Origin of the sequence: Bradyrhizobium sp. AZCC 1577, from assembly GCF_036924575.1 — a bacterium.
In the GTDB taxonomy this organism is placed as follows: domain Bacteria; phylum Pseudomonadota; class Alphaproteobacteria; order Rhizobiales; family Xanthobacteraceae; genus Bradyrhizobium.
The window spans coordinates 1,942,884-1,969,107 of record NZ_JAZHRQ010000001.1 but is presented as its reverse complement, the minus strand read 5'-3'; the positions used below and the strand labels follow the sequence as shown (position 1 = coordinate 1,969,107).

Below are 26,224 nucleotides of genomic sequence, written 5' to 3'. Positions count from 1 at the left end.
GAAGAATACGCGGCCGTCATATGGAGAACGATAGAAGAAGACGAGGGCGCCACAGACAGGGCAGTGTGCGTTGGGGTTGGTGTATGAGAATTCAGTCGCGCGCTCGCCGGGCCAATAAGGCACAAAATCATACGCCGAGCTACCTCCTCCGCCTCCGCCGCCACCACCTCCACAACACCAGCCGCAAGTGCAGTCGGGATAGTGATTATACGCGGGCATCCTGTGTGTTCCTCCGACGGCGCACCGCCATCGCGCCAGGCGCCGCGCGAGGGATTTTCTTGGTGCGTTTGATCTGCAGTCGAATGCGGGAGAGGTGGTGGTCGCAAAGCAGTTCGACCGCCTCCTCCAGGTCTTTTCCGATGTGCCGGACCTCGGCTTGCCGGGCAAACGTGAATTCTCGGGTCCCCCGAACCGCTCTCCCACGCTTATTCGATGCTAGATGGTGCACGAGCTTTGCTGCCTGCACACGCTTGAACTCGCGCGTGTCCACGGCCTGCGGGTCGTTGCTGATAGCCATCCGTATAGCAAGCCGTGCGCCTAAGCGATCTTCTGTTTCAATTCAGATCGCGCCGAGGGAGGACTTAGCTTCAACAAAAGCTCCAACTCCTGACAGAACGCCGCATCGTTGCCCACGGCCGCTACCGAACTCGCGTAATCCAATACTTCCGCATGGTCGTATGACGACTGTACCAAGCCCAACGCGTTAAGTTTGACCTCCGAATTGTCGCTCTGAAGCAAGCCAATGATGAATTCTTGGCCCAGCGATGCTTGATGTTCTGCCAAACTCTCGATCGCAGAGCTCCGTTGAACAACATCGGCGGAGGTGTTGGCCGCCATGATGACATGGTCGAGCGGACTGAACCTCCCGGGGAGCACAAGCTGGCTGTCGTCAAGCAAAGATTCCACATTGTTCTTTAGATATGCAGGCAACGTTGAGATTAGGAATTGTCCACCTGTTTGGATTATCTCTCTCGCGCCAGCCGGAAGATTCTGGGGTGCAATGCCATCTCTTGTCACGACGTAGGTAGGAAATCTTTTCGCGCATTCGGCGCAGATGTCGCGCAGGTGTGGGTCGCGCAACGACGAACCCACGAAGAAGGCCGCCTCTGCGTCAATCAGTTCATGGCGAAACCTTGCCTGCAGGGCAGGAAACGGAGGCTGTGTTGTCTTCTTTTCTCTGGAGGGCAGCACCAGCGCACTGCGCAAGTGAGCTACACCGGCAGCCGAGTTGACCTCAAGGGCACCGAACAATGGCATGGGATGCCGAAGCTTGAAGACCTCGCCATCCTTGCCGTGGTACCAGTCGGTCGATCCGTGCAGCTTAAGTATATGTAGCGCATCCGAATCGGGAAACCCTGTCCACGGGGCGTACTCGCGACCGCTAAACGGCTCGAAGCCATCAGCAAACGTGAGCTTCAGCCGCGTTGCCGCAATCTCGATGGCTCTATCATAGTTCGTTGACGCGATAACGACTTGATGAGACTTCGCAGCCCTCAAAGCTGGCGACCACATGTGATAGGCGCGACGCGCGTCGATTTGTTCGCACGCGTGCTGGACGAACCACTCAGCTTCCTCACGAATCAGAGCGTATGCAGAAAGAGCGCTATCGGCGGGAATGCCAAGTTGATGCTTGGCCTGCTCTCCACCAACGATCTTATCTACAAGATCAATCGCATGCTCCATGTCGTGGTTGCCGCTCTCCAGCAGCTTTTCCATGGTGGAGACCATGGAATGGGGGACCTCCGCATCTCGCAGATGTTCAACGAACTGCTCTGCCATCGACCTCATGGCGGGCACGCCCAACTCGGCAGAGACGCCCGCCCCGGAGAACAACAAAAGCTTCACGCGAGTAAACTCCTCAGATATTGGCGCCGAACTAAACCCAAATGCTCGGGCATTCCAGCCGCACGTCTCAGTAGCGACGCTACGCCGTTCAGATTATTGGCATTGTCCGGAGCATGAAGCATGCAGGCGGTCCACAGACCCAAATGTCCTTGGTTCCGCGCACAAACGTCCGACACGATCGACTTTCCCGCTTCGCTTTCGATGTTGATCCAGACCTCTCCCTTGACCGTAACGAATGGAGCTGAATCCCGCCCGAGCTTCATCGCCCGGACGGCGACCGGTGTGCTATAGATGTCTGCCAGCGACTCCTTCGATAAGGTCTCGTCGACCACTGCCTGTACATCGGTCCGTGGCGGCAACTCGTTCTCAAAGGCCGAGAGTAGCCAGGCGCTGGAGGTCGAATGGAATGAAGCCGAGGACATAAAGCCGTCCTCGCGACGAACCCCCTGCAGAATGTGACACCCCTGCGCACGAAGAACGCGTACAGCTTGAGCAACTAGTGAGCTGGGATCGATCCGATCAGGAGCGACGTGCAGCATCGGAGCATTCAAGGCTACGATGTCATCAATCGATACCTCTGTGTCATCATCTGCGCTAAGCAGACGGAATGCCTTATAAGACCTAAATTCCTTGTCCCAAAGCGCCGCTGCTTCCGTGTATTCTTGTCCACGAGGCACAGCAAGCCAGAGCGAGATTGCGCGAAACTCGCTCCATTTTTGTTTGTCGGCCAACAGCCCACGGATGCCGAGCACCAACTCCTTGAGCGCAGAAGGATGGTAACTGCGCAGGACCGGCTCCAGCTCAGCGCGGAGATGCTGTCCGACGAAGCCCTCCCGATTGAGCTTCGGCCTGAAGTGCTTGGGATCAACGTGCACAGCCCCTTCGATGCCCCACAAATGATCGACTTCAAGGCGCTCTACGAAGACGCCGCGGTAAAGAACATCTACGCGACCTTTGCCATCAAACCCACTAAGCAATGACAAATCTTGCGGAGGCCCAATCTCCGCCCGGTCGATCCATTCCGGTGTGTTCAGGCCAGAGACTTGACGAATAGCCTTGGTCAGCCCTCCTTGCGGTATAGGGACTCCGGTGTCCGCATCCGTTGCCGTCAAACCCTCGACACTGCGGAACCAATACGCGAAGCGCTCACGAAGACGCGCGAAGATTTCCGGCTTTTTGATTATGAGCGTGAGCGTCGTACCGATCTCGCTCCGATTACACACCACGGGTTCGGCGGTCGACGCGCCATCAAGCATCGCGGCAGAAAGCTTCAGCCCCACAGGATCGCGACCGGCTTTGACCGAGTTCAATAGGTACTCGTCACTCACCAAAAAATAGCTCAAAGCGCCAATGCCAAATTCACCTATCGCGCTCGTTGGGCCGCCTCCTGCTCTTGCAACGAACCGAGATGCGGATGCGCCCACCCGCGTGAATAGGGTGGCGATGGCCTCGTCATCCATCCCGTCGCCGTTGTCCGATATAGAAACGCACTGTTCTGTCTCGGAGAAGAGGACTTTGATATCCGGCTTTACGTTACTGTCGTTCGCCTGCCGACGCGTAATAGCATCGATTGCATTCAGGACTGCTTCTCGAAGTGCAGCATCACAGTCCGAATAGAAATTCTCACCCGTAAAGAGGTGAAGAACCCGCGCGTTATCGATCGTAAGGCTGGGAGGCCAAGGGAAATTCATTATGATTCTGTTCAACACGTGGTAAGGGAGTGCTCTGAACTCCACACCATAGAGAGGTATATTCGATTCGGCTTCATGAAAATGGTCTCATAAAGCTGCTATCGCATCGGGCGAGTGACAATCTGGCAGCGTACAAGAATAGAATCGTCCGTTGAAAGGCCTGTCAGCACCCACACATCGCAACCGAACTCGTGCATCAGCTCGGCACTGGGGGCAAGGGTCCCCCCTGGCCTGTCAGCCCTAGGCTCTGCTCGATGTGTTGGTTGGGGTCGTGCGCATCGGATTTAGCGGCAGTTGTGATGGTCGGGGTCGGTCTGGCTTTGCGGCGCCCTCGGTTCACCGGCTCTCAGTTCCTAAGAGGGAACCAAATTTCCTACAACTTGCCATTCGCATTCCTATAAGGACTGTGATTTGTGAGCGCCTCGCGATTGCTCTCACTCATTAAAACCGATTCAAAGGGATTGAATGACATCTTCCAGCGAACTGGGCCGAGCTATTGAAGCTGCGGTATCTGCCAATCCAAACTTCATTAGACATCGTGAACCAGTCAAGTATCTTTGCTACTTCAGGACTTGCACGGGTCGGGTATTTGCCTTCGAGCGAGTCACCCAATCACAGATCACATTATGGCTTCCGGAAGACGAGCGTATTCGAGCCGCCGCCGAAGCGAACGGCCTACCGATCACAATAAGCGAGCCGTTCCAAAATTCTTCTACTGGAAGCAAGTACGGTCGGATTTCTTCCCTAGCTAGCGAGCCGCAACTAAAGCACGCCACGCTTTACCGGGTGCCCGTCTCTACGGTGGGTCAGGCTATCGCGATTCTTGCGGTTCTATCATGAGCCCGGGACAGCTTCATCGCTTTGCCGACATGCTTGTGAAGGTCAGTGAGCAGGAAATTGCTGCCGACGTGACATTAAACGGCCGGCTGCTCTTAACACGGGAAGGTACACTTTCGATCAGTTATGCCCCGTTCGACTATATCCAATCCGGCGCTCGGCTCGCCATCGTAGGAATTACGCCGGGCGCACAGCAGGCACGCAATGCTCTACTGGAAGCAAGACGGCAGCTCCTCGCAGGGAACGACCATCATTCAGCGCTCAGATCGGCCAAGACGTTTGCGAGCTTTTCTGGTCCGATGAGGTCAAATCTTGTAAGCATGCTGGATCATATTGGGCTAAATCGCTGGATCGGCGTGCCGAGCACTGCCGATGTCTGGAACTCGAGCGATGATCTTGTCCACTTTACAAGCGCTCTCCGCTATCCGGTGTTTGTTGGCGGACAGAATTACTCCGGCGCCCCCTCAATGACTGCAACGCCAGTACTGAGAGAGTCGCTGATAACAAACCTTGGTCAGGAGGTTGCTGCACTTAGCAACGCCGTTTGGGTGCCACTCGGACCCAAGGCGGCAGAGGGCCTCGGCCTCTTGGCAAAGTTGGGATTGCTTGCCCCCGAACGCTTACTGCTCGGCCTTCCACATCCAAGCGGGGCTAATGCCGAGCGCATCGCATACTTTCTCGGGCGAAAGGCAAGAGCATCACTGTCGGTCAAGACTTCACCCGACTCGATCGACGACAGCCGAGCGCGGTTGCTCAGTCAAGTCGCCGCTCTACCCACTTATTGCGGAATTGATCAGAGCTGATCCAGGACTAGAGCACCTCAAAATTACAGAGGGCCCTTAGACGTTAAAACCGCGCAGCGTTCTTTTGCATAATCCCACGCCGAGAATCGCGCAGCATTATCCGCCCCATCCAGAGAGACAACAAAAGGATCGTCGCCGAACATCGTGTATATCTCGTAAAGCTCTTTTTCAGTCATACCCGGCTTGTATGAATTATTCAGGTCCTCATCCACAATGCGCTTACATGCCGCTATAGCTTCTTCGGCGGTCGAGAAAACGCCGTGCTCATAACGTTCATCTTCATTCGCATGATGAAAGTTGTCGTCCACCACAACTTTGTACGGAGACACAAGATCCCCCAATCCTGCTAAGTGCGTGAGGTGGCAACCGCAATAGAGCGCTCGGCATCCGTAGCTGCGCGATCAAACTGCTCTTCCAGCCAAGGGGAAACGCCACGTAATCCTGTTACAACACTTTTTGCCCAATCGATGTACTCCAGCCTGCGCTTCACCGACCAGTCCGGCGAAGGACTAAATGCGATCGCTCGCAGATTGCTCGTCTTATCAGCAAGTTTGAGAATCTTCGCTTGATCGCTTTTCTTGTGCGCCGTCGCGACCTGCCTGTGCTTGCGCTCAGCCTTTTCCATCGTTTTGTCATCAGTTACTTCCGCAACGATTGCGGCAACCTTCGGCCCAAATTCACGAGCGATGAGTTCAGGAGGCACTTCTTGGTCTTCGACAGCGTCGTGCAGAAGAGCTGCGACCACCAGATCAGGATCTTTTCCCTGGGTGGCCTCGGTAACGAGGCTCGCTACCTCAAGCAGATGATTGATGTACGGCTCCTGTGCCGAACCTTTTCGCCTCTGGTGAACATGCCAGCGTGCAGCAGCATCAGCCGCTCTGAGAACAGTGATCCATTCCTTCATTATCTAGCCTTTGGCAAGAATACGCGAAGAGGGAACTACGTGGCGCCCAAGCACATAACCGTCCATGAGGGAAAAGTTTAATGCATAAGCTGAATTGCAGAACGAATCAGTAGTTGAAATTCTTGGCGCCGCCTAGGAGGGGGAGTGCGGGTGCCTACAACCGTTGAAGACGCTTCTATTTGCAACCGATAGGTAGGCATTGTGCAGCAGAACCCGGCGGCCAAGCAAGCTACTCAACCCCTGCCGCGCGATGGCTCACTTGCCAGTTCCGGGAGCGCCACCTTGCACGAAATGAGCTCTGATCTTGTCACGCCCGGATACACGGGCGGTTGCTTTCCGATCTGCCTTTATCCTGTCGACAAACGAAGGTGGCAGCGGCCCGACCTTCGGTTCTTTTTCTGCCAGCGACAACCGGCTCTGTTTGCGACGCAAGCGGCCCAGCTCGGCGGCAATCTGGCTCCGGCGCTCAAGGCTCGTGCAGGCCTGCAGCTCCGCCCGGAGGCTCTCCATACGAGACAGCAGTTCAAACACGATGGCCCGCCGCTGCTTTTGTTGCTTCTTGGTGATTACAGGGTGGCGTCGGAAGCCCTTTCGCTTTTTCATGCCTGCACCTCGTCTGCCATCTGATCAGCCATACTTGGCATGATTCGGCAACGAGCAGGGCAGCAAGTCGTGGACGAAATGGCAGTTCCAAAGAAGTTGATACTGCGCTGAGGATCAGCCGCGCGGTGGAAGTACAACATCAGCCAATGCCTTGTTGATCTTGTACAGCCAACCATCTGTGCCAGACGGATCGGGGAATGCTTCAACACCAAACTGCCGTTTGTAGTACCTCACCATTGCCCTCTGCCGCGACAGCAAGCCCGCGTGAGACTTAGCGTCCTGGGGTGCCCGCCCCTCATATTCGAGCGGGAACGCTTTCACAGTGAGCATCGCGTGGCGCGGAAATTCATGGGCGATCAGGTCGTTTGCAGCCTTGCACCACAATCCGTGAGGACAGCGCTCAGGGTCGGTCCACGCCATCCTGAAGTCGAGAAGGTTGCCGTAGTCCGCGACGGCATCGGAGAACCAGTCCCAAGTCTCGCATAGAACTTCGGCAAGCTCGCACTCAATCGAGCTTTCGGCATCCATTGCCTGTATGAAGGACTCATTGTCGAGAAGAGGAGCGAGCTCATATTCAAAGAGTTGGAAAGCGGAAACGCGCTGTTTGCCCAATGTAACCCAGCAAAATAGTTCACGACGGCGCACGACATCCACTTCTTCGGCCAACCATGACCAACGCGACATCCGATACTTCAGCGTGGCCGAGTAGCCGTTGTAGCTGGACACAAGAGAATGTGGGTATGCACCGCGTCGCACAGTTTCCGCCCGGATAAAGGCGGGTTGTTCACAGCCCCTTCGGATACGTGCCTGCTGCATCAGGTGCTGATCGCGCTGCAGGCCAGGTATTTCTTCGTGCATTCAAGGCTCGTCTGATTGGGTGTTGGTACCGAAAGGTTGGGTGCCCGAGACCATTTGCGTCAAGCAATCTTTCGACGACGGACTGACAACGACCGCGGAGTTGCTCGGGGAGCGTCTCTGGTGCCTTTTGTCTCCGCTTGGATTTTCGCCAGATGATGGTCACAAAGTAACTCGACGGCACGCTCCAGGTCTGCCCCGATATGTCTTAGAACTTGCCCTCGGCTCGCCGGATACACGTGCAACTCCCGTCTTCCGGCGGGTCCATTCGCCCATTCTTTGTGGGTTCCTGATGCCAGCCGGTGGGCGATCTTCGCCGCCTGAACCCGCTTGAACTCTTTGGTACCGTCTGCCTGTGGGTCGTTTCTGATCGCCATTTCCACGGCAAGCCAGGCTGCCACCAACAAGTGCGGGGCAACCTTGTGGTGTCGTAATCGCGCCCACGCTTTCCTTGTTCTCTCCTCTGGCGATAGACCTCTAAGTCGGAAGGCGTCTTCATGCTGCCCTCCGTTCCGATACAAACCTTCGATGCGATCGATGGCATTGCGAACCCACCGATCATTCTCGTGTGCCAGTAGCCACTCGACGGCAGCTCGGCGATACGGATTGATTTCGGCGGCCGTGAAGCTCCGCTTGTATGGACTCCCGTGACGGGCGCGGTGGTCTGCGTGGGACCGGCAAAACCGCGTGTCGAGGCCGTCTTGCGTTCCAGCTCGCGCGGGCTTCTTACACCCAACCACACGGCACATCTTGAACAGGTGGCTTGGTTCGGCAGCTCGGCGCTTCACCTCGTCCTTTCTGCGCTTGGTGCGCTTCCATTTCGCGATCGATGTCATGTCGGTCGCCCCACAGCCTCAATCATCCAGATCATCCCCGAAGTAGTGGTGGTACATGTTCTTGAAGCCGCGCGGAGTACCGTATTCGTCCTCCAGCTCTTCAATGGTCAGGCGGCGTAGTGCTTCGACGAAGTCCGCGCGTCTACGAATTTTCTTGAAGTTCTTTGGGTCAATGCCGAGATGGTTGGAAACCTCTCTGAACTTCACGAGACGAACGGGGTCCTCGTCCACACGGGCGGCGATGAAATCGAATGCTTGCTCCGGCTGCCCCTTGAGTGCCTTCGGGACAGGCTGCCAATCGGCTATCTGTGCGCCTGGGAAGACATCGAGTAAAGATTGAGGCAATCCCGTCCACCGATTTGCGATAACGTAGGCTTGCGTTCGCGGACAGTTGCCGTTCACGAAGCCTCGCACCGCAGCCCGGCACAAAGCCTGAATGATGCCATGATGAAGCTCTCCCAATCGAACGCTTGACGCTTCCTCGAACTGGCCAGTTGATGAGGGACGAGCCGCAGCCAGCCTCCCCAGCGCCTCATAAAGGAAGTCCGGGAAGAAGAGCGTTCCGGCCAAGATCACGTTGCTGACCTGCGCGAACCTATTCGTGGCATCGTGGCGGCCCCAAGTAAGAAAGTGGACTTGTTCATCATTGAGCGACAACTTCGCTCGAACTAGCTTCTCGAAGTCCATTTCGCCAGTTGGCTTGTGATGAACCACGAGCCACTGCTCGGCAGGTCTGGTTTGGATCGTTCGCGCCACCCCTTCAGCAATAATCAGACCATCAGTAGCGAACGCATGCTTTCCGCCACTTCGGTTCCAGACGTTGATGGTCAACCCCGAATAATTCTTGTGTGCAGATAGGAGACGCACCAGGCCTCCGCGGTGCTCGCTCCAGAGCGCGTAGGTGGTTCTGACACGAGCCGATGCATCCAAGACCAACACCGGCTTGAGATCATTTGGCAACGTCTCACGATAGTCGAGGATCGCGGCCCCCCAGCCCTTCCGCACGGTAACCGCACGCCCGAGCAAGCACCAAAGCTTCTGCACAATCTCGACGGTGATTGATGGTCTTACCGGCGGCCCGGCAGCGGCCTCGCTCACTGCTCTGACCGCTGCGTGGAGTGGAAAATCGAAGCGCGTCTGCAGATCGGCGATGGTGACCTGCGCTCCGTCGGTTGCCAGTTCGACCTGCTTGATCAGATCATCAAGCGCATCCGTGAACTCGGGTTGAACCTTGCGGATATGCAGTGGCAGGGCGCGGAGTTCGTCCAGCGAAACTGTGACCGGCTTGCCGGGTAACATCGACTCATCCCAAATACGTACCGCCCTCGGCTGCCCCCTGTAGTAGAAAGCGGTCACCGCAGTGAATGAGTGGGTTTGCTCGCACCTTGCTTCCACCATCTGCTGGGTAGTGAAGAGAACACGCGCGTCATCCACCTGTGCAGTGGCAATCCCATTCATCTCGTCGTCAGCCGTTAAGACCGCGAACTGATCAAGTGCGGCGTCTTCAGCGATGAGCTTGATCTGGTCCTTCCGGTTGACGCAGACCATCGCCGCAACATTCTGATGGTCCTTCGACCGCAGCAATTCCCGAAGGAAATGGATGAGGAGTTGGGTCTTCCCTACTCCTGGGTCGAGACTGGAGACGAAGACCGCGGGCAAGCAGGTTCCGTTCGCCATGCTCTCCAAGGTCTCGGCGGCAGCCCTAAGCCCCACCCACATCGCCTCGGACGGCTGGTGACCGAACCGTTGGAAGGTCGCTTGAAGGGAAGCCAGGGTGAGGTCAGTGAGCTTTCCCGACGGGCGGTCGGGGGTATCAATCTCATTAGAGAAAGCGGCTTTTGTACCCCCTCCGCCGAGTTCGTCGTTCTCCGAGGAGGTCTCTGCCCTCGGTTCCCGTTCAGTACTACGATCCATAGAAAATCAGTCGATCCGCTGGGTGGGGTTCCCAGTCTTAATTACACAAACTCGATACCCCGATAGCAGAGACACAGCGAAGGATGAAGGTCCGAATTGCTGGAACCGCAGACCGCCCTTAGGCCGCCGGGCTCCCACCTGATAACCCAGCCTCAGCCAATATCCGGTAGCAGGACGCTCGCCCAATTCCTGTTGCCCGTGCAATTGCGACGGGCCCCTCGCCAGCCCTATAGCGGGCAATGACATCATCGGCCTTAGCTCGGGCGGTCGGCTTCCGACCCTTGTACTTGCCTGCCGCCTTGGCCTTGGCGATGCCTTCACGTTGACGTTCCAACATCACCTCCCGCTCGAACTGGGCGACCGAACTGAGGACGTTCAGCATCAAGCGCCCGGATGCATTTCCGGTGTCGAGCCCCATCGCCAAAACCCTCAGGCTGACCTTCTTCCGGTCCAACGCATCGCTGATGCGAACGAAGTCGGCGACCGAACGTGCCAACCGGTCGAGCCGGGTGACCACGAGCACGTCACCTTCGCGCGTGAACTCCAGGGCCGCATCGAGCTGGGCCCTCTTAGCGACCACCGACGACACCTTCTCCGAGAAGATTTTCTCGCAGCCGACCTTCCTCAGCTCATCCAACTGAACAGCAAAGCCCGCATCCTGTTCGACAGTGCTGACACGCGCGTAACCTACAAGCATTGTTGCATCTCCCATTAGCCTCAAGGACCATGGGGGACAGCATGTCTCAAAACTCAAACCCAACGTCTATGAGTCACTTTGACTCACTCGACGAACGTCTCGTACAAGCAGGCGCTAATGGGACACGGCGTTGCCGGAATCACATCACGCGGCTTGTGAAAGATCCTCGTCTCGAAACCGAGCTACCCACGCAGCCCACTTCTTTAGGAATCGAAGAAATTCTTCCTCGGTAGTAACCACAAGCCGGTACGTCTCTTCGGCTGGCTGGACCTCGGCTGTCTTTCGTATTTCTTCGCAGCAAGGTGCAAGGCACAAGTCATTAGGCCTTTCTTCGTAGCGTGACAAAAAGCCAAGGTACCGCAGCTCGGTATTGCGCGTTTCTCGTCCTTCCGCATTCAAATAGACGATGTTGCCGTGGGCCAGTGCGTTGCGGACAACGCGGAGAACTTCTCCCGCCTTTCGAGTGTTGATCGTGTTTTGTGCACCATCTGACATTGGATGCTTGCCCTGCGGATCAACCCATCGATCCGTATCGTTGTGGTGTTTCATGATCCGCGAGAAACGCCAATCTTTCGGTGGTTCATCGCGCCAAAAACCTGCGGTCAAGAACCTCTCTTTCTTGTCTAGGAACCTTAATTCCCCGTCCAACTCCGCATCCCTGGGATTGTGAAGTGGGTGCCGTGACCGCATACGTTCATATGGAATCAAAAAGATCGAGGATGCGACGAGGAGCGAGAACGATCCGACCAGCTCCTTTTCGCGAGCCATTGGCTCAAGCAATTCCAACAATGTCAGGCAGCGTTTTGGGTACTCGACGACAAATCTTTCAATGATCATAGTGGACCTAGTTTGGGTTCAACTTGTTGCGCGATGCGTGAGACAACCCCACCCTACGGGGGAAGCTCTTTGCTTGTGAAGCTCAACCAGCCCTTCACATATTTCTGCCAACTATCCGCTCCCCAATTCTTGCTCACCTGCTTTGTCTCTCAACGCCTCGTAAAGTTGCGCGGGACCAAGCAGCACATCTTTCAGCCCCTCTCTTACCTTCTCGGAATCGATTGCCTGCTTGCTCATCGTCGTGTGGGCGGCGAGCGCATCCATCACCGCATTCATGATTTCCTTGGACAGCGTCGGCGAATTGGCAAACTGCGCCTTGGTGTTGTTGCTGGCCTGAAGAACTAGCTCTTGGGACTCCAGCAATTTCCCCTTGATGACGTTGTTCACATACACGAGCTGATCGTTCTCCGTCAGATCACCCTCAAACAGATCGTTGACCTTCGCGATGATCTCGGCGAGTCGCGCCTTTTCTTTTTCGTGAATTGACGCTGAGCCCGCTTCCTCGAAGCCCCTAAGCTTGGGCGCATCATCACCCTGAAGGGGCAGCATCCGTTGCCCTTGGCTCTTCAGGTTATGGTGCGTGAGCAGCACCTTCGAGAGGTCGATGCCTTCGCGCTCGCGGCCAAACTCCAGCAACGGGGCCAAGCGACGATAGAAGATGAACCGCTTCTCGATGGCCGTGTTCCCGTAGTCGAATATCTGGGACAGGAAACTGTACATCCGCTGGAACGCCCCAAGATCGGCCTTGAACAGGACCAGCGCGTTGATCTCTCCGTTGGCCTCTTCAGCCGCCTTTGCGTCGCTCTTTGCAGTCGCGTCGCGCAGCTTCTCCTGCGCCCGCTTGAACCGCTTCAAGAGCCTATCCACAACCGGTTCAAGGGCCGCGATCAGGTCGCCCTGTTTGGACTTGGGGTTCATCTCGACGGCAACAACGCGATCCACTTCAAACTCATCATAGTGGCCGGAGGCATCGAGCTTCGCCCGCAGATCATAGACAAGGTTGGGGTCGGTGACGCTTTCCAGCTCCGCGGTGTCGTAGTAGGTCTTGAACGCGGCGAGCACTTCCTCGGAGCTGTTAACGAAGTCCAGCACGTAGGTGGTGTCCTTGCCTGGATACGCTCTGTTGAGCCGCGACAGCGTCTGAACGGCCTGAATGCCCGCAAGCCGGCGGTCCACGTACATGCCGCAGAGCAGCGGCTGATCGAACCCGGTCTGGAACTTGTTCGCAACCAGCAGGATTTGAGACTCGTCGCCCTTGAAGGTATCGCGGATGTCGCGTCCGTTCAGGCCGGGGTTGAGCAACTTGCTGGTCTCGGTGAAAGCGTCCGGGCCCGACTCGGGATCATTCACCTCGCCCGAAAACGCCACCAGCGTCCCCATCCTGTAGCCACGCGATTTGATATATTTCTCAATGGCGAGCTGCCAGCGCACCGCCTCGACGCGGCTGCCCAGCACCACCATGGCCTTGGCGCGCCCCTCCAGCAGAGGCGCGACGTTCTCACGGAAGTGCTCGACGACGATGTGAACCTTCTGGCTGACATTGTAGGGATGCAGCCGCACCCAGCGCATGATGCCCTTCAGCGCCGCATCGCGCTCGACCTCCTTGTCGTCCCACTCTTTGCCGTTGTTCGCGAGCCGGAAGGCCAGCCTGTAAGGCGTGTAGTTCTTCAGCACATCGAGGATGAAGCCCTCCTCAATGGCCTGCCGCATCGAATAGACATGAAACGGCGCGGGCAGATTGTTGTCGCCAACCGGCTGATCCGGCTTCGGAGGCCGCCCGAACAATTGCAGCGTCTTGGCCTTGGGCGTAGCGGTGAAGGCCACGTAGGTGATGCCCTTGTCAGCCGCGCGAGCCGCCATTTGAGCTGCGAGCATATCCTCGGTGCTGACCTCACCGCCGTCCCCCAGCTCGGCTAGCTCCTCGGGTGACAGCACCTGCTTCAGCTTCGCGGCGGCTTCGCCGGTTTGCGAGGAGTGCGCCTCATCGGCTATCACGGCGAACCGCTTGCCATCGGTGGCCGCCAGCTTGCGGACCTCCTCCAGGGCGAACGGGAATGTCTGGATGGTGCAGACGATGATCTTCTTGCCTGCTGCCAGCGCCTCGGCGAGCTGCCCGCTCTTGCTCGCCCCTTCGGACTTGATGGTCGCAACGACCCCAGTGGTGCGCTGGAAGTCGAACAGCGCGTCCTGAAGCTGCGCATCGATCACGTTCCGGTCGGAGATGACGATAACGGTTGAGAACAGCTTCTCGTTCTTGGCGTCGTGCAGGTCGGCGAGGAAATGCGCGGACCACGCAATCGAGTTGGTTTTGCCGGACCCCGCGGAGTGCTGGATGAGGAACTTGCCGCCCGCACCTTCCTCCAGAACCTTGGCTTGCAGCTTCCGGGTGGCGTCGAGCTGGTGATAGCGGGGGAAGGTGATGCTGGTGATTTGCTTCTTCTCGTCTCGTCGGGTCACTAGGTAACGACCGATGATCTCCAGCCAACTGTCGCGCTGCCAGACCTCTTCCCAGAGGTAGCTGGTGCGGTGTCCTGCGGGATTGAGAGGATTGCCCTTCGCGCCATGGTCGCCCTTGTTGAAAGGAAGAAAGCTCGTTGCGGGACCAGCAAGCTGTGTCGTCATATGAACTTCGCTATTGCTCACCGCGAAATGCACCAGTGCCCCGCTGGGGAAGCTGAGCAGCGGCTCGACTCCCTGTCCCTTCGTACGCGGATGGCGGTCGAAGCGATACTGATCGATGGCGTCGTCAATGCTCTGGGTGAAATCGGTCTTGAGTTCGGCGGTGGCGACCGGGAGCCCGTTGAGGAACAGCACGAGGTCGAGGCAGTTCTCGTTCGCCGACGAGTAGCGCACCTGCCGCACTACGCGGAGCCGGTTGGCGGCGTACCGAGCAAGGATTTCGGCGTTCATCGCTAAGGCTGGCTTGAACTGAGCCAGTGCAATGGGCTGGCGCAATCCTATGAGCTCGACGCCATGCCGCAGCACATCGAGGCTGCCACGATCATCGAGCTGCTTGCGGATGCGATCCAGCAATATGGATTCGGCGCTGGTGCCATGGTTCTTGGCCAGTGTCTGCCATACGGCGGGCTGCGTCACCTGCACCCACGCTATCAGATCGGATGCAAGCAGAGCGCGACCGCGGTCGTAAAGGGTTGCATCGCCTTCCGCATAGAACCAGCCATGCGCTGCCAGATGCCCGCAGATCTCGTCCTCGAAGCTGATCTCTTTGTGCAGTCTCATGCGGCGGCCATATCATGAGCTGGCACATCCTCGACGAGCCCACGTACGTCGATCTTACCGGTGACAGCCGCCGAGATCAGGGCGGCACGACGTTCTTGAAGCAGCTCAACCGCTCTAGAAGCAGTGCTCATCAGTCCATCGAGCTGCGAAACTGCTTCATTGAGCCGAGTTACAATAAGCGATTGCTCATCAAGAGGAGGGACAGGAAACCTAAAACTGGCGATTTTTTCCAAATGCAGGTTCGTGACAGTACTCTGCTTAGAACCATCCTCGATCTGAGTTTCGATCGCACGAGATCGAAACACGAAGGCGGCGTATTCCGCGTTCATCTCGTCTGAAAACTTAATTAAACACAAGCTGACGAAAATGCTAAATTCCCACTCCCAATCAATCACCTTTGGAACACCGATAGTGCCGTTCTTGGAAAGAAGCAGATCGCCTTTTTCTGGACGACATCGCTTCGAGAGCTCGTTGTGTTCAGCGAGCGGAATTCTCTTGACCTCCTCAAGTTCGATGGTCGGCCGAGTGATATCGGTGACGCGCAAAAACGGAACACCATCGCCCACATAAGTTGGCGTGAAGTGCGCACCATCGACGATCTGTCTAGTGAGCGAGCGAAGTTTAGCCGTTGACCAATGCTTGGGCACCTGTCCTAGCCATTCCACCCCTGAGTCCTTCATAGGTGTCTTCGGACTAAGGCCCTTGGTGACCGCGTGGGAAATGACGGCCTGCCGCTTCTGCTTCAGAAGCTCCATCAGCCGCTGCTGCTCCTGCACAAGCGCGTCAATCTTTGCGGTTTCGCGATCAAGAAGCCCGGCAATGGCAAGTTGCTCGGCGAGCGGAGGGACTGGAAGAATGAAGTCGTTAAAGCTGTCAGTCGGCATTCGCCAGCGCCCAAGCCCGGATGCCCCTTGGCCAAAGGCATAGAAGATCCTTCGCTGATACCCGTTCTGAAACAGGTACAAGAAGAACCTCAACGAGAGCCCTTTCTTACGTGCGGTGAAGACTCGATAGTCTGGGCTCGTTACGCCATGGACTTTCGACACATCGACATACCCGGTCAAAAGGTCCATGTGGTTCATGACAAAATCGTTCGGCTCAACGAGTTGGTACTTTGAATAGTCCATCGATAGTTGGCCGTCATTGCTGTCTGTGTCCCGAACCCTGAGTCCCTGTTGTGTTACTGACAAGACATCGTGACCAAGCTCCCCTGCGATCCTCTTTCGGATCTCAAAGAGCGTTTTGATACGCGTGGCAGACCAGTGTTCGGGAATGCTACCGAGCCAATCAGCGCCGCTCTGCCGGTATCGTTCGTATCGAGGGAAAGTCATGCCGCCAAGCCTTCGATCATCGCCTTGATGCGAGCGGTTACCTCCGCCAGGTCAGCATCGATCTCCGCCAGCGGTCGCATCGGCTCAAACACATAGAAATGCCGGCTGAAGGGAATTTCGTATCCTATCTTGGTTTTTTCGTCATCGATCCACGCGTCGGGGAAATGCGGCAGCACCTCGCGCTTAAAGTAGCTATCTAGCTCTTCCGACAATGGTACATTCTCGGTGTCGCGCAGTGCGCTGTCCGCCTGCGGCTTACCCTTAGTCTTGCCTTTGATGCCGAGTACGACATTGCCGCTCTCGTCGCGAAGAGGCCGTTCCACCGTGATAGTACGAAATCCGAAGGCCCCATTGGGAAAAATACGAGACAGCGGCGCAAGTTTCACCTTGCCGCCCTCGGGAGCCAGCGGACCTTTGGCGCCCTCCTGCACCACCTGTCGCGCTATCTCCTTGCCCTCAGCGTCAAACACCGTGGCGAGCTGCGCTTCAACGAAGCAACCGAACAGCTTCGTCACTTCGGCGATATGCGCCTCACTCATTTCCTTGCGCTTGGAGCCAAGGCTCTTGCGCAGTCTTTGCCAAAAGGAAGACGCCTCGATGAGCTGCACCTTGCCCCTGCGCTGCGCAGGTTTGCGATTAGAGACAATCCAGACGTATGTGGAGATACCGGTGTTGTAGAACATGTCGGTGGGGAGACCGATGATGGCCTCCACCAGATCGTTCTCCAGCACGTAACGGCGGATTTCGCTCTCGCCCGAGCCGGCACCGCCCGTGAACAGCGGCGAGCCATTGAGCACGATACCGAAGCGGCTGCCACCGTCCTGCGCCGGTCGCATCTTTGAAAGGAGGTGCGAGAGGAAGAGCAGCGAGCCGTCCGATACGCGGGGCAGTCCGGGGCCGAAGCGGCCATTGAACCCCTGGCTTTCGTACTCCTTGCGGACCTCCTGTTCGACCTTCTTCCATTCGACGCCGAATGGCGGATTAGACAGCATGTAATCGAACTTCGCGTGGGTGTGGCCGTCTTCTGACAGCGTGTTACCCGCGACGATGTTGGCGACATCCTGCCCCTTTATCAGCATGTCTGCCTTGCAGATGGCATAGGACTCGTCGTTCAGCTCCTGACCGAACATGGTGAGCCGGGCTTGCGGGTTCAGCGCTGCAAGGTGTTCGCCCGCCACCGACAGCATTCCGCCGGTACCAGCAGTGGGGTCATAGATGGTGCGGACCACGCCAGGCTTGGACAGAACGTCGTCGTCTTCGACGAACAGCAGGTTGACCATCAACCGGATGACTTCGCGCGGCGTGAAGTGCTCACCGGCGGTTTCGTTCGATAGCTCGGCGAACTTGCGGATCAGTTCCTCGAACGCGAGGCCCATCTGGTGGTTGTCAACTGTATCGGGATGCAGATCGATGCCAGCAAACTTCTCAGTCACGAGATACAGCAGGCCGCACTTCGACAACTTGTCGATCTGCGCCGAGAAGCTGAACCGCTCGAAGATGTCGCGCACCGCAGGCGAGAATGCTTGAACGTAGGCATAGAGGTTCTGGCTGATGTGGTCCTGATCGCCCATCAGCTTGCGCAGATCGAGGTCGGACGTGTTGTAGAAGCTCTGCCCCGATGCGCGGAGCAGGAATGGGTCAGGGTTCAGCCCCGCCTTCTTCTTCGCCGCCAATTCAGCCAGCACCTTTGCCTTGGTCGGTTCAAGTACGCAGTCCAGTCGCCGCAGCACCGTGAACGGTAGAATTACCTTCCCGTAGTCGGATTGCCTGTAGTCGCCGCGAAGCAGATCGGCCACGGACCAGATGAAGGCAGACAAATTTTGGTGGTTCACGATCAAGAGCCCCGTTCATCATTCAGACGGGGCAATCCTGTTCAGTCCGAAGAAAATCGGCAAATCAGCCCCCGCGATGCGCACTGTGGCAAGAGCTGCGAGAATAGACAATCTGTAATTGCTACTCAGCCGCTTTGGCTTTTGGTTGCAGGGTAGAGATAGGACAGGTCAAGGCCACGGTAACGGACTTTTTGCATTGACCTGTTCAGCGTGTCCAATGAAAGCCCGACCCCGTAGCCGCGTCCCGCGTTTCGCCCTCTCGAGGCATGTGACGTGAGCTGATCATGGTGATCCTCAGGCACATCCGAGTTCCGGCAAACGTCCTTGAAGGTGTGCCTAAAGGAGTGGAACACTTTCAACGGGTCCACGATGCCGCACTCGCTCCGCAGGTAGCGATTGAACCATTTCGACCACGCTCCCGACCGCTTCTTCGCCCGATTGGGCTCGAACAACGGGAACAGTGGGGCGTCGAGGCCGCCCTCGGCCTCCCGCCTCAATCGCCACTCGACCAGCCCCAGACGAACGAGTTCAGAGTGAACCGGCACCTCTCGCCGGTTCTTCGCACCCACCTTGAGGCGCTGATCCTTGCCCGCGTCCGTAATGTTGAAGAACCACACATTCTCGTTCGGCACTTGCTGCAGGTCGCGCACGTAAAGCTGCGCTATCTCTTCAAGCCGCGCACCGGTGTACAGCGAGATCAGGGGAAACCAGAAAGCCGCTTCACCTCGACCTCCTTTCGGCCGCTTCGCCTCGGCATATACGGGTGACGTGAAGATGGTCTTGAGGTCTGCGAGGTTGAAGGGAAGCCTGTCATCCTCCCCGTCTTCGACCGTGATTGCGATCTTGTGAAATGGATTGCGCCAACCACCGGGACGTTCGGCGAAATCGTGCTCGTTCGCGACGGCGTTGGTGATCGCGGATAGCAGTCGTAGCGATTTGTTAACCGTTCTCGCAGAACGCTTCTCCAGCCCTTCCGGCAGTTCTTTAAGGAGGCGCGGCAACGACAGCTTCTGCAGGGCGTGAGGCAGGTGCTTAGGTAGTTTGATCATGGCATCACGAAACGATCGGACCTGCGCCCGTTTGATCGAGGACACCCGCACATTGCCGTGCAGTTCCGCAAACCGCCTCACAGCAACTTCAGCTTCGTGGGCCGTATTCGTGCTCGGAAGCTTGCCGCCGCGAACACCAGCACCGTTCTTCCAAAGAGCGAACGCCTGTTTCAGCGTCGGGTCTTGCCCTCCGGCTGGTACGATCTGTTCGACAGATGGGGTCGGAATAATCTCGCCGTCCAATCGCGCTCGGATGTCACTCCAGGCCCGCAGTTCGGCCTTGAGAACTTCGATTTCGACCTTCCGACGCTCTTCGGCGTCAGTTCCGCGCCGCGCTTGGCAAGCTCGTCAGCAACCCGCTGTTTGACGGCAGCCGGGGGCCGCATCCGAACTACAGCCTCCTGCATCTCCTTGTGGACCTTCTCGGCGCCGAACCGGAGCAGACCTAAATCGTCTTCCGTGAGACCGGGCTCATCCGGTTCGGAGGCGATCGGCTGATCCACTGATGGGATGCGAAGAACGGCGGCTGCACGAGGAAGGCGAAGACCAATCCCTTTTAACCGCAACTGTTCGTCTTGGGCGAGGCGATCAGCATGAACGCGGGTCGCAATGGCGGCAATGTCCTCATCACTGATCTCGGCGACTGGACCACGCGCCAATACAAGACGTGCTTCGTCAATCAGGCTGGCGGCTTCTGCGATCCTGGCTGCTACGGCGCGCTTTGCTCGCTGTTCGTCCTTCTTGGTGAGTTCGAGCGATTTCCAAATCTCAACCTTGAACGTGCGACGCGCGCTGTTGACGAGCGCACTCAGGTCATCAGGCCAAGCGTTGGGGACAGGTTTGCCAGCGAGATCGCCAGGTAGCTTGAAGCGGAAGTGGGCCCAGCCCTTCCGCCATACGAGGTGCGTCATCCGAATTGCCATGTAGCGCCCTGCCGTAGCACGTTCGTGTAGCAACGGCAGTTTGCAAGCACCTGATATATCGGAGCTTTCGATATTTCAATGGGTTGAGAGACAATGGCGCTCCCTAGGGGAATCGAACCCCTGTTTCAGCCTTGAGAGGGAAATCACGCTGACGAGATCCGCACCAAATTTGCCGCCTGGCTCACCGTTTGGTCTGCACCACAACGCCCTATAGTACGCGCCCCAGACCGTCGGCGTGGCGCCGCAGTACTGGCACAAAGCCCTTGATCATCTGCTGAATGGTGATCCGCGCCGATGACGCACTCGCGCTCATCGCCGCGATCACCGATCCCCGCGAGTCCACCACCGGCACCGCGATCGATCGCAACCCGATTTCCAGCTCTTCATCCGTGACCGCATAGCCAAGACGTTTCGCTTTTTGCACGGCATCGCGAATGGCCGATGCCTTAATGAGGCTGTGTTTGGTCCTTGCCACGAAGCTGGTGCGGCCGAGATAAGCCGCGATCTGCTCGTCGCTCCAGGCGGAGAGCAAGACCCGCCCCGTTGCCGAGCAATACAGGTCGATGCGAGTGCCCAGCGCGATGCCGGTCGTCACCAATCGTTCGGCCTCGGCGCGGGCCACGAAAAGGGCGGTACCCCGGTCCAACATCGCGAGCGAAATTGACTCATGGAGCTCGTTGCGCGCGGCTTCGAGGAATGGTTGCGCGACGACGGGAAGAGACCGCGTCTGCGAATAGGCGTTCCCAAGGGCAAGCAGGCGCGGCTGTGGCCGGAAATACTTGCCGTCGAACTCGAGATAACCGAGTTCTACCAGAGTGAGCAGGCATCGCCGCGCCGAGGCGCGTGACGTGCCGGCCGCTATCGCGGCGTCGGAAACCGTCATGCGGGTCCGGTCGGGCGAGAACGCCTCGATGATCGCGAGCCCCTTGGCGAGGCCACCCATGCCTTCCGGAAGTCGTTGGGTTCCTTGAACGGATTGGGACGTCTTACCGGTCATATTGACAATCGCCTTTTTCAGAGTGATCTTGAGTTGGACACTTGTTCGATATTCGAACAAAACCGACAAACCGTCAAATGCGGGCCAGGAAGGCATCCATGTTGGATCAGATCATCCACAGCAAAAGCGAACCCGGACCTAGCTGGCCGGGCGAAAGCCTGACCCGTGTGCCCTACTGGATCTTCCAGGACAGGGACACCTACGCGGCGGAGCAGAAGTTGATCTTCCAGGGTTCGTCGTGGAATTATCTCTGTCTTTCGGTCGAGCTGAAGAACACCGGCGACTTCATCACGACCTTCGTCGGCGACATCTCGGTTATCGTCGCCCGCGATTCAGACGGCGAGCTGTACGCATTCGAGAACCGCTGCGCGCATCGCGGCGCCCTGATCGCGCTGGAGCAGCGCGGCAACACCAAGGATTTCAGTTGCGTCTATCACGCCTGGACCTACGACCGGCAAGGCAACCTCAGGGGCGTCGCCTTCAAGGACGGCATCAAAGGCAAGGGCGGGATGCCCGCCTCGTTCTGCATGGAGGAACATAATCCGCGCAAGCTCCGTCTCGCCGAAGCATTCGGAATCGTGTTTGGAAGCTTTTCCAACGACGTTCCGCCGCTCGAAGAGCATTTAGGCGAAGAGATTTATTCGCGGATAGGCCGGGTCATGAACGGCCGCACGCCGGTGGTGCTCGGCCGCTTTACGCAGGCGCTTCCGAACAACTGGAAACTGTACATGGAGAACGTCAAGGACTCCTATCACGCCAGCATCCTGCACCTGTTCTTCACCACGTTCGAGCTCAACCGCCTGTCGCAGACCGGCGGCATCATCGTCGATCCCTCCGGCGGCCACCACATCAGCTTCTCGGCAATCGAGCCCGACGCCGCAAAGGATAATGAATACGCCGAGCAGGACATCCGCTCGGACAGTGAATTCAACCTAGCCGATCCTTCCCTGCTGCGGAGCTTCAAGGAATTTCCCGACAACGTGACGCTGCAGATCCTGTCGGTGTTTCCGACGTTCGTCCTGCAACAGATTCAGAACGCGATTGCGGTGCGCCAGGTCGTGCCGCGCGGAACCGGGCGAACCGACCTGCACTGGACGCTACTCGGCTTCGCCGAAGATACGCCGGAGCAACGGCTCGTGCGCCTCAAGCAAGCCAACCTCGTTGGCCCGGCCGGGTACATTTCGATGGAAGACGGCTGCGTCGGCGGCTTCGTGCAGCGCGGCATCGCCGGCGCCAGCGGCGAGCAAGCGGTCATCGAGATGGGCGGCGCGGGCACCGACAGCAGCGAAAGCCGCGTCACCGAGGCCTCGGTACGAGGGTTCTGGAAAGCCTATCGCGCCCGGATGGGCATGTAGGAGCCGAAGCGTGAGTCAAGACGTCGTCAATTTGATCAATCATGTGCAAGGCGCCTATGCGCGCTGCATCGACAACGGCCAGCTCGAAACCTGGCCCGATTTCTTCGAGGAAAATTGCACCTACAAGATCACGACGGCGGACAACTATGCGCAAGGTCTAGAAGCCGGTGTGATTTTCGCCAATTCGCGGGGCATGCTGCGCGACCGGGTGGCCTCGCTGCGCGAAGCCAACATCTATGAGCGTCACGTCTATCGACATTTCCTGGGACAGCCATGGATCCTGGCGGAAGACGCCGCAGAAGTCAGCAGCGAGACCTCGTTCTTCGTCGCGCGCATCATGCGCGACGGCGCCACCGACGTCTATGCGACCGGCCGTTACCTGGACGTCTATCGCCTGAACGGTGGAGCGCCGAAGATTCGCGAGCGGATCGTCGTCTGTGACAGCTCACGTTTTGACACGTTGCTGGCGTTACCACTGTGAGCAGCAGCAAGACGATAGCGCTGACGATCGGCGATCCGAACGGAATCGGTCCCGAGATCGCGCTGAAAGCGGCGGTCGAAATGGCCGGCAGGGACGATATCCGGGTAATCCTGGTCGGGGACGAGCATGTGATCCGGTACTATGGCGAACGCCACGCCGGCGATGCACACCTTCGGCAAGCCGGGACCGCATCGCCTGCGGCGACCGGCGTTATCTTGTTCCATGCGGTCGATGCGTTGCCGTCCGCCAGTTTCCGACCGGGAAATATCGATGCCGCGGCCGGCCGCGCAACCGTCGCTTATGTGGAAGCCGCGGTCGGCCTGGTTCGCGGCGGCGCAGCCGACGCCATCGTCGGATGCCCGCATAACGAGACGGCGGTCAACGCGGCTGGCATCCCGTTTTCGGGATATCCCGGCCTGATCGCGCGGCTAACTCGTACGCCTGAGGACAAGGTATTCATGATGCTGGTCGGCGGCGGCCTGCGCATCCTTCACGCCACGCTGCATGAGCGCATCCATCACGCGCTGGCCCGCCTGACCCCCGATCTGATCGAAGAGGCGGGCATGGCATGTGCTGCTACCTTGCAACGTCTTGGCGTCGCAAATCCGCGAATCGGCATTTTCGGCATCAACCCGCATGCAGGCGAGAACGGCTTGTTCGCCGACGACGATGATCGCATCACGGCGCCGGCCGTCGATCGGCTGCGCAAGGCGGGCATCCTGGCCGAGGGACCCGTCGGCGCGGATATCATGCTCGGCCGCAAGGATATCGACGGGTTTGTCGCGATCTATCACGACCAGGGCCATATTCCGGTCAAGCTGCTCGCCGGCCGCAATGCATCGGCTCTATCGGTCGGCGCCGGCGTGCTGTTCTCAAGCGTCGGCCATGGCAGTGCGTTCGATATTGCCGGGCAGGATAAGGCCGATCCATCGGCCGTGCTGCGCACCCTTCGGCTGATCGGCAACATTTCGGCGACGCCAAAGCTCGCTTCGGAAAGCGCAGCATGACGTTCACCGTCCACGTCGCCGAGAGCGATCTGTCCTTTCCATGCGAACCGCGCGAGTTCGTGCTCGATGCCGCCGAGCGGGCCGGCTATTCGATGCCTTCGTCCTGCCGCAAGGGCGTCTGCAACACCTGCGAAACCGCGCTGCTCTCCGGCGAGGTCGAGCAGCGCGGCAAGGGCCGGCGAACGGCGCAAGACGGCTCGGCATTGGTATGCCGTGCTCAGCCGCGCGCCGACCTGACCATCCGCCCAAAGCGCTTTGAACGGATCGATATCTTTCGCCGCAAGACCATCACGGCGACCGTGTACAGGCTCGTTCGGCCTACGCCGGATGTGACCATCCTGACGTTGCGCTTTCCGATCGGCCTGCGTGCGCCGTTCAAGGCCGGTCAGTATCTGCAGGTCGTCATGGAGGACGGCGATCGTCGGAATTTCTCGATGGCGAATGCGGCGCGCCACAATGACGGCGCGGAATTGCACATCCGGCACGTTCCGAACGGAAAGTTCTCGGAGAAAATACTTTCCGGATTGGCCGTCGGTGACCGGTTGCAGGTCGAAATCCCTCATGGCGACTTCCATCTGCGCGTGTCGCCGCGGCCCGCCATCCTGCTCGCCAGCGGCACCGGATTCGCGCCGATCAAGTCGATCGTCGAGACGGCGATCCGCGCAGGCAATGAACGCCCAATGCACCTCTATTGGGGCGCGCGCACGCGCGAAGATATTTATCTGTTCGATCTTGCCGCCAACTGGCAACGGCGGCTGCACTGGTTCTCGTTCACGCCGGTTCTTTCAGACGCGGCAGCATCATGGCCGGGCCGCACCGGACTCGTCCACAATACGGTCCGCGAAGACCATAGGGATTTGTCGGGGGTGCAGGTCTATGCCTGCGGCAATCCAAAGATGGTTGACGCTGCGCAGCGCGACTTCACGGCAGATCACGGCTTGCCCGAAGCCGAGTTTTTTGCCGATGCCTTCGTCGATTCGGGACCATCCGCTTCATACGATCCTCAACCGGTATCGATCCAATCATGAGAACAGCAACGTCGCTCTTTTTCTCGGTCGCCATCACTGCAATCCCACTGCTATGCGCCATCGATGGCCGCGCTGACGACGCCGCGAATTATCCCTCGCAAACCATCAAGATCATCGTGCCATTTCCGGCCGGAGGCACCGCCGATATCCTACCGAGATTTGTGGCTGAGAGGCTCCGTCAGAAATGGAATCAACCTGTCATCATCGAGAATCGATCGGGCGCCGGCGGCAATATCGGCGCCGAGGCGGTCGCAAGCAGTGTCGCGGATGGCTATACGCTGCTGGCAAGTCCTCCCGGTCCGATCGCGATCAACGAGAACCTCTACAAGAAGCTATCATACCGGCCCGCAGATCTGATGCCGATCATTGTGCTCGGAACGGCGCCGAACGTGCTCGACGTGCGGCCGAACTTCCCGGCAAGGACCGTGCAAGAACTGATCGCCTATGCCAAGGCAAATCCGGGCAAGGTTACATTTGCCTCCCAAGGCAATGGATCAACGTCTCATCTGACAAGCATTCTGTTTCAGAAGCTTACGGGAACCCAGATGGTGCACATCCCTTATCGCGGGACGGCGCCTGCCCTGCAGGACATCATGGGCGAAACAGTCGATCTGTTCTTTGACAATCTCGGCTCATCAATGAACCTGCACCAGAGCGGAAAGCTTCGCATACTCGGCGTCTGCGGCGCCGAGCGTTCGTCTTCGCTGCCCGACATTCCGACGGTCCGCGAAGACGGCGTGACCGAATTTTCTTCTGTGACCTGGTTTGCGTTGGTGGCACCCGGCAAGACTCCACCAGCCATACTTGCAAAACTCAATTTTGCCATAGCCGAAATTTTGAAAGAGCCCGATATCCAGGACCAATTTGCGAAGCTCGGGGTCACCCCCGCCCCCATGGACATTCCCGCAACAGCCCGGTTCATCGATGCCGAACGCGCGAGATGGGGCGGAATCATCAAATCAGCCGATATCACGCTCGAGTAAGGCAGCAATGAGGGTCGTCGCTGGGACCGTCAGCATCATGTTGCTAGCGGCGGGTTGACCCGCATAGTCGTGCAACGACCGAACTCGGCCTACTTTGATCGGGACGAAATTTGTGACGTTTCCTGATCCAAGGTGAATCTGTTCGTGCATGCGCCTCATTTCCATCGATGCCGGCT

At 58.0% G+C, this 26,224-nt stretch carries 21 protein-coding genes; 6 read left to right on the top strand and 15 right to left on the bottom strand.

What is annotated here, in order from left to right; translation table 11 throughout:
* Positions 1-537 precede the first annotated feature (537 nt).
* Together V1278_RS09185 and V1278_RS09180 are read right to left on the bottom strand one after the other, a co-directional pair.
* Positions 538-1,845 carry an SIR2 family protein gene (locus V1278_RS09185; protein ID WP_334380409.1) on the bottom strand — a complete coding sequence of 436 codons (1,308 nt, stop codon included), beginning with the start codon at positions 1,843-1,845 and terminating at the stop codon, positions 538-540.
* Complete coding sequence (locus V1278_RS09180) at positions 1,842-3,536, bottom strand: ATP-binding protein (RefSeq protein WP_334380408.1); 1,695 nt, start codon at positions 3,534-3,536, stop codon at positions 1,842-1,844. Before V1278_RS09180 ends, V1278_RS09185 begins: the two co-directional genes overlap by 4 nt.
* An 836-nt stretch (positions 3,537-4,372) precedes the next feature.
* Here V1278_RS09180 and V1278_RS09175 point away from each other — a divergent pair.
* A complete protein-coding gene (locus V1278_RS09175) occupies positions 4,373-5,176 on the top strand; it encodes a hypothetical protein (protein ID WP_334380407.1) in 804 nt (267 codons plus the stop codon).
* Positions 5,177-5,199: 23 nt separating this feature from the next.
* Here the strand turns inward: V1278_RS09175 and V1278_RS09170 are convergent, their stop codons facing one another.
* From V1278_RS09170 to V1278_RS09110, 13 genes are all read right to left on the bottom strand, one after another.
* Complete coding sequence (locus V1278_RS09170; RefSeq protein WP_334380406.1) at positions 5,200-5,484, bottom strand: hypothetical protein; 285 nt, start codon at positions 5,482-5,484, stop codon at positions 5,200-5,202.
* A 38-nt stretch (positions 5,485-5,522) separates the two neighbouring features.
* On the bottom strand, positions 5,523-6,080 hold the full coding sequence (locus tag V1278_RS09165; RefSeq protein ID WP_334380405.1) for an HD domain-containing protein: 558 nt from the start codon (positions 6,078-6,080) through the stop codon (positions 5,523-5,525).
* A gap of 255 nt (positions 6,081-6,335) precedes the next feature.
* Positions 6,336-6,683 (bottom strand): hypothetical protein, encoded by a 348-nt coding sequence (locus tag V1278_RS09160; RefSeq protein ID WP_334380404.1) that lies wholly within the window; start codon positions 6,681-6,683, stop codon positions 6,336-6,338.
* A 114-nt stretch (positions 6,684-6,797) separates the two neighbouring features.
* Positions 6,798-7,541 carry a hypothetical protein gene (locus V1278_RS09155; RefSeq protein WP_334380403.1) on the bottom strand — a complete coding sequence of 248 codons (744 nt, stop codon included), beginning with the start codon at positions 7,539-7,541 and terminating at the stop codon, positions 6,798-6,800.
* Between the two features lie 851 nt (positions 7,542-8,392).
* Positions 8,393-10,051 (bottom strand): hypothetical protein, encoded by a 1,659-nt coding sequence (locus tag V1278_RS09150; protein ID WP_334380402.1) that lies wholly within the window; start codon positions 10,049-10,051, stop codon positions 8,393-8,395.
* 355 nt (positions 10,052-10,406) lie between these two features.
* The gene (locus V1278_RS09145; RefSeq protein ID WP_334380401.1) at positions 10,407-10,985 is read right to left on the bottom strand and encodes a recombinase family protein; all 579 of its coding nucleotides are present in this window, start codon (positions 10,983-10,985) and stop codon (positions 10,407-10,409) included.
* A 144-nt stretch (positions 10,986-11,129) separates the two neighbouring features.
* Positions 11,130-11,822 (bottom strand): hypothetical protein, encoded by a 693-nt coding sequence (locus V1278_RS09140; protein WP_334380400.1) that lies wholly within the window; start codon positions 11,820-11,822, stop codon positions 11,130-11,132.
* A 111-nt stretch (positions 11,823-11,933) separates the two neighbouring features.
* Positions 11,934-15,062 (bottom strand): type I restriction endonuclease subunit R, encoded by a 3,129-nt coding sequence (locus V1278_RS09135; protein ID WP_334380399.1) that lies wholly within the window; start codon positions 15,060-15,062, stop codon positions 11,934-11,936.
* Positions 15,059-16,189, bottom strand: a complete 1,131-nt coding sequence (locus V1278_RS09130; protein WP_334380398.1) for a restriction endonuclease subunit S — start codon at positions 16,187-16,189, stop codon at positions 15,059-15,061. Before V1278_RS09130 ends, V1278_RS09135 begins: the two co-directional genes overlap by 4 nt.
* Positions 16,190-16,389: 200 nt before the next feature.
* Entirely contained in the window at positions 16,390-18,225 is a 1,836-nt protein-coding gene (locus V1278_RS09125; RefSeq protein ID WP_334384137.1) for a type I restriction-modification system subunit M, read from the bottom strand.
* Between the two features lie 125 nt (positions 18,226-18,350).
* Complete coding sequence (locus tag V1278_RS09120; protein WP_334380397.1) at positions 18,351-19,517, bottom strand: site-specific integrase; 1,167 nt, start codon at positions 19,515-19,517, stop codon at positions 18,351-18,353.
* Positions 19,445-20,197 carry a hypothetical protein gene (locus tag V1278_RS09115; RefSeq protein WP_334380396.1) on the bottom strand — a complete coding sequence of 251 codons (753 nt, stop codon included), beginning with the start codon at positions 20,195-20,197 and terminating at the stop codon, positions 19,445-19,447. Before V1278_RS09115 ends, V1278_RS09120 begins: the two co-directional genes overlap by 73 nt.
* Before the next feature lie 208 nt (positions 20,198-20,405).
* Entirely contained in the window at positions 20,406-21,194 is a 789-nt protein-coding gene (locus tag V1278_RS09110) for an IclR family transcriptional regulator domain-containing protein (protein ID WP_334380395.1), read from the bottom strand.
* A gap of 98 nt (positions 21,195-21,292) precedes the next feature.
* Between V1278_RS09110 and V1278_RS09105 the strand changes: the two genes are divergently transcribed.
* From V1278_RS09105 to V1278_RS09085, 5 genes are read left to right on the top strand one after another with little or no spacing between them, the layout of a single operon-like run.
* Positions 21,293-22,549 (top strand): aromatic ring-hydroxylating dioxygenase subunit alpha, encoded by a 1,257-nt coding sequence (locus V1278_RS09105; protein WP_334380394.1) that lies wholly within the window; start codon positions 21,293-21,295, stop codon positions 22,547-22,549.
* Between the two features lie 10 nt (positions 22,550-22,559).
* The gene (locus V1278_RS09100; protein WP_334380393.1) at positions 22,560-23,030 is read left to right on the top strand and encodes an aromatic-ring-hydroxylating dioxygenase subunit beta; all 471 of its coding nucleotides are present in this window, start codon (positions 22,560-22,562) and stop codon (positions 23,028-23,030) included.
* On the top strand, positions 23,027-24,037 hold the full coding sequence (locus V1278_RS09095; protein ID WP_334380392.1) for a PdxA family dehydrogenase: 1,011 nt from the start codon (positions 23,027-23,029) through the stop codon (positions 24,035-24,037). The genes V1278_RS09100 and V1278_RS09095 overlap by 4 nt, the downstream gene beginning before the upstream one ends.
* On the top strand, positions 24,034-25,065 hold the full coding sequence (locus tag V1278_RS09090) for a 2Fe-2S iron-sulfur cluster-binding protein (RefSeq protein WP_334380391.1): 1,032 nt from the start codon (positions 24,034-24,036) through the stop codon (positions 25,063-25,065). Before V1278_RS09095 ends, V1278_RS09090 begins: the two co-directional genes overlap by 4 nt.
* A complete protein-coding gene (locus V1278_RS09085) occupies positions 25,062-26,048 on the top strand; it encodes a Bug family tripartite tricarboxylate transporter substrate binding protein (RefSeq protein ID WP_334380390.1) in 987 nt (328 codons plus the stop codon). Before V1278_RS09090 ends, V1278_RS09085 begins: the two co-directional genes overlap by 4 nt.
* Positions 26,049-26,224 lie beyond the last annotated feature (176 nt).